Annotated in this window: 5 protein-coding genes; 3 read left to right on the forward strand and 2 right to left on the reverse strand. The window is 42.9% G+C overall.

Annotation, left to right across the window (positions count from 1 at the left end):
• Nucleotides 1-432 (forward strand): hypothetical protein (locus LAY57_RS35140; RefSeq protein WP_249072049.1); only part of this gene is annotated, 432 nt, incomplete at its 5' end.
• 120 nt (nt 433-552) lie between these two features.
• Here the strand turns inward: LAY57_RS35140 and LAY57_RS35145 are convergent.
• The gene (locus LAY57_RS35145; protein ID WP_249072050.1) at nt 553-957 is read right to left on the reverse strand and encodes a relaxase/mobilization nuclease domain-containing protein; all 405 of its coding nucleotides are present in this window, start codon (nt 955-957) and stop codon (nt 553-555) included.
• Entirely contained in the window at nt 938-1,345 is a 408-nt protein-coding gene (locus LAY57_RS35150) for a plasmid mobilization protein (protein WP_249072052.1), read from the reverse strand. The genes LAY57_RS35145 and LAY57_RS35150 overlap by 20 nt, the downstream gene beginning before the upstream one ends.
• A gap of 182 nt (nt 1,346-1,527) precedes the next feature.
• On the opposite strand from LAY57_RS35150, the gene LAY57_RS35155 reads away from it, so the two are divergent.
• The gene (locus LAY57_RS35155; protein ID WP_249072055.1) at nt 1,528-2,037 is read left to right on the forward strand and encodes a hypothetical protein; all 510 of its coding nucleotides are present in this window, start codon (nt 1,528-1,530) and stop codon (nt 2,035-2,037) included.
• Nucleotides 2,038-2,052: 15 nt separating this feature from the next.
• A complete protein-coding gene (locus LAY57_RS35160; RefSeq protein ID WP_249072057.1) occupies nt 2,053-2,721 on the forward strand; it encodes a nucleotidyl transferase AbiEii/AbiGii toxin family protein in 669 nt (222 codons plus the stop codon).
• Nucleotides 2,722-3,366: the final 645 nt, after the last annotated feature.

The following is a 3,366-nucleotide window of genomic DNA, read 5'->3' on the forward strand; positions in this document are numbered from 1 at the left end:
CCCACTTTTTTTCTCCAAAATCTTTACAACTCCTCTTGGGGTGGTGCGCCGCAGGCGCACCCCCTGAACGGTTACAAAAACTGTAGCCATTCGCCTGTGCTGAGAGCGATCGGGCGAACTAAGCTGTATTACAAATACCTGAAAATCGTTAGCTATAACTTGGAAAATGGAGAAATAGCCATGACTTTAAGACAAGCAGAGGTAGCAGTCAAAAAACCTCCTTTGAAAGTAAAGAGTTTCTTGAGAGAGATAGGAGAAACCTTCCGGGAAGTGGAGATGCAAAATCGTTGCGTAACTAACATGATTACCCTGTCGGCAGTAGCTCAATACTGGCAGTATCTGAACCAATGTAAAAAAGGTAATTTGATGACTCAATTTTGGGAGGAATTGCTAGCAGATTACTTACCCAAACCTGGGCATGACTCCCGATGAAATGGGCTGCCTAATACTTGTAGTTCACTAAGGCAATCATAACATGATAGTCTCAGACAGCTTACAATTCCAATTGTTGATGTGTGACTTGTTTTAGTTGGCTATAGTTTTCTTGTTGATTCAAAAAAGCTTGTTTTTCCGCATCACTGAAATTACAAACCTGATGCTGACATCCCTTTTTAGCAGCATACCGAATTCGGCAATATGCAAGTGAAAATGATTGCGATCGCTATGTGTGGCGGCGAAGTACAGGTTTTTATCAAAACCCATTCCCGTCAGCGTACCTTCTACAATCTGCTTTAACTGTTCATTGGCAGGTTTTTCATCGGGTGCAAAACTAATGCTGATGTGTGATACGGGAGATTGCACTCTCTTATTAAGTTGGCCAGTGGCAGATAATTGCCTGTAGAAATCTTGCGGTGTTTCGCCAGCTAAGTTAGTGCAAAGCAGTTCGGCCTCTTCTTTTTCTAGAATGTACTTAGTTAACCCGGCGAAACCTTTACCTTTACCAATTTTCCCAATCATCACTTTCTTCTATCAAATCATCTTCAGAAGGTTCATTATCTGCACCTAAAATTAAATGCAAGCGCAAGCGGTCGATTTGTCGAAGCAAGCGTTCAAAAGGGATGGAGTCGATTGGAGGTGGAATCGTTCCATCTGCTAGTGCAGTATTCTGTGCTTTGGCAATTTGATTGATATTTGTGCCAATTTTCAATAGTTGCCAATAGCACTGCCAGTTGGCTTCTGGAACGGTACGAATCCGACAGCCTGCCATTCGTCGCCTTACTAATTCGGAAATGTCTAAGCCAGCTTTTGAGGCAATAGCTGACCATGCTTCCTTTTCTTGTGAAGTAAGCATTAGTTTAAATTGGATGGTGCGTTGTTTGGTTTTTTGGTTGAGTTTGGCTGTCATCGAGAGTGTCAAGAGAAACGTCCTTATAGTTTGCCCCTTGACTGAAAAGATGAGCCTCTAACAAAAGCGATGTGCGGTTCTATCGCTTTAGCAATACCTTCTGAATATGCAACAAATTTATTTGCTATTCATGATTCGCGAATATAGAATGAGACTAGAGCGATCGCTTTAACCAAAACTAAATGCTCAAACCCCAAGATATAGTCGTTTTACTCAAAGTTCACAGCCTGCATTCGGAAGAATGGACGTACACCACGCTAGCTTCCAGTGTATGGATGAGTGGATCGGAAGTTCATGCCGCATTGAAAAGATGCTCAGTCAGCCGTCTTTACGATGCTGAAAACCGTCAAGTTTTCAAGCACGCCTTGCTGGAGTTTCTCATTCACGGACTAAAATACGTCTACCCCGGACAACCTGGCCCCATATCGCGGGGACTGCCTACCGCACATTCGGCTGAACCGTTGAAAAGCTTGTTGGTAGTTGACCCCTCTGATGCCTACGTTTGGCCTGACCCAACTGGAGAGGTAAGGGGACAGGCAATTGAGCCGTTGTACCGTTCTGTGCCGATAGCAGCTAAAAATGACCGGGAACTTTATGTATTGCTGAGTCTAATTGATGCAATTCGGGTGGGGCGAGTAAGAGAACAACGTTTGGCGCAACAGGAATTAGAACGAAGGGTAACGGCATCATGAATCAACTTGCTTTATATGCTCCAAAAGGTAGCAGCAGTTCTGGCTGCTGTGCCGCAGACGGTTGTGTTTACTGGAGGTGCGACGATATCACTTTACTTGGACGATGTTTCCGCTCCTGATATTCGACCTACAGATGATGTAGACTGCGTGGTAGAAATTTCCTCTCGTACTGAATATTATCAATTTTCAGAATTACTGCGATCGCTTGGACTGGAAGAAAGTACAGACCCAGGTGCGCCATTGTGTCGCTGGCGATATGAGGATATTACAGTTGATGTGATGCCTTGTGATGAGTCGGTGTTAGGATTTTCTAATCGTTGGTATACACCGGGGATAGCAAATTCTATTCCTTACGAACTTTCAAACGGAAGAGTTATTCAAATATTTTCGGTGCCTTATTTGCTGGCATCAAAGATAGAAGCTTTTATCGGGAGAGGGCAGAGAAGTTTTTATTTTAGTGCAGATATTGAAGACATCGTAGCACTATTAGACGGGTGTGACCGTTTAGAAGTGGAAGTGCAACAAGCTGATGCTGAGGTAAGGAAGTTTTTATCAGCATGGTTTAGAAATGAACGAGAAGCCATTTGGGAAGTTATACCAGCTTTTCTTTCGCCTGCGGCTAGAAATGCAGGCCGGGGTAGATTGGTTCGGGAGCGAATTGAAAGGCTGATTCAGTTAGCATAAAACTTTATTACCAATACACAGACGGGGGTTTGGGGGTATCCCCCAACAAGCTGTGGCGGCAATTGATTATTCTACGAAGGGAGAGATGTACATACCGCCACTGCTTGCTCCCCTCTCTCACGGCAAAAAACGAGAGTGTCGGCATAAGGAAAACTAAGGAAAAAAGCGAACAACAATGGCCAATCAATCCTTAGTTTACCTTGATAATCCTGGATTTTCCTTGGGTTTACTTATAGATAGAAATACTTAGATGCACTCAAAAATAGAATTTAGCAATGGGACAAATTTAATTGAGGTAAATTTAGAATTTTCATAAAAATTTAACAAAATCTAGTTTACGCCAAAAGCGATAGAAGAAAAGAATACTCAGGGTATAGTCAGGTGCGATGTAGGGCTTGATAAGTTTTTTAACAAAGGTATTTAACGATGAAATATGAGCAGAACTAGCAACAAAACGGGCTTGACCCTAGATTTGGGGGGTAGCAGTACCAGAGTGGTAGTCCATTAGACATCTCCAAAAACTACCAAAGCCTCTCTAATATTGGTTTTTGACTACCTGCCCTTTAAGGGGCAGGTAGTCAAAAACCAACGGTTAAATAAGGCTTTGGCGGTGTTGCAGTCAAAATGTGGTAGATTTTTTAGGTA

This window comes from Argonema antarcticum A004/B2 (assembly GCF_023333585.1).
Lineage (GTDB): Bacteria > Cyanobacteriota > Cyanobacteriia > Cyanobacteriales > Aerosakkonemataceae > Argonema > Argonema antarcticum.

Bases quoted from the DNA above. Each gene is read 5' to 3' on its own strand.
- LAY57_RS35145 (WP_249072050.1), bottom strand. From the start codon at position 957: ATGATTGGGAAAATTGGTAAAGGTAAAGGTTTCGCCGGGTTAACTAAG.
- LAY57_RS35150 (WP_249072052.1), bottom strand. From the start codon at position 1,345: ATGACAGCCAAACTCAACCAAAAAACCAAACAACGCACCATCCAATTT.
- LAY57_RS35155 (WP_249072055.1), top strand. From the start codon at position 1,528: ATGCTCAAACCCCAAGATATAGTCGTTTTACTCAAAGTTCACAGCCTG.
- LAY57_RS35160 (WP_249072057.1), top strand. From the start codon at position 2,053: ATGCTCCAAAAGGTAGCAGCAGTTCTGGCTGCTGTGCCGCAGACGGTT.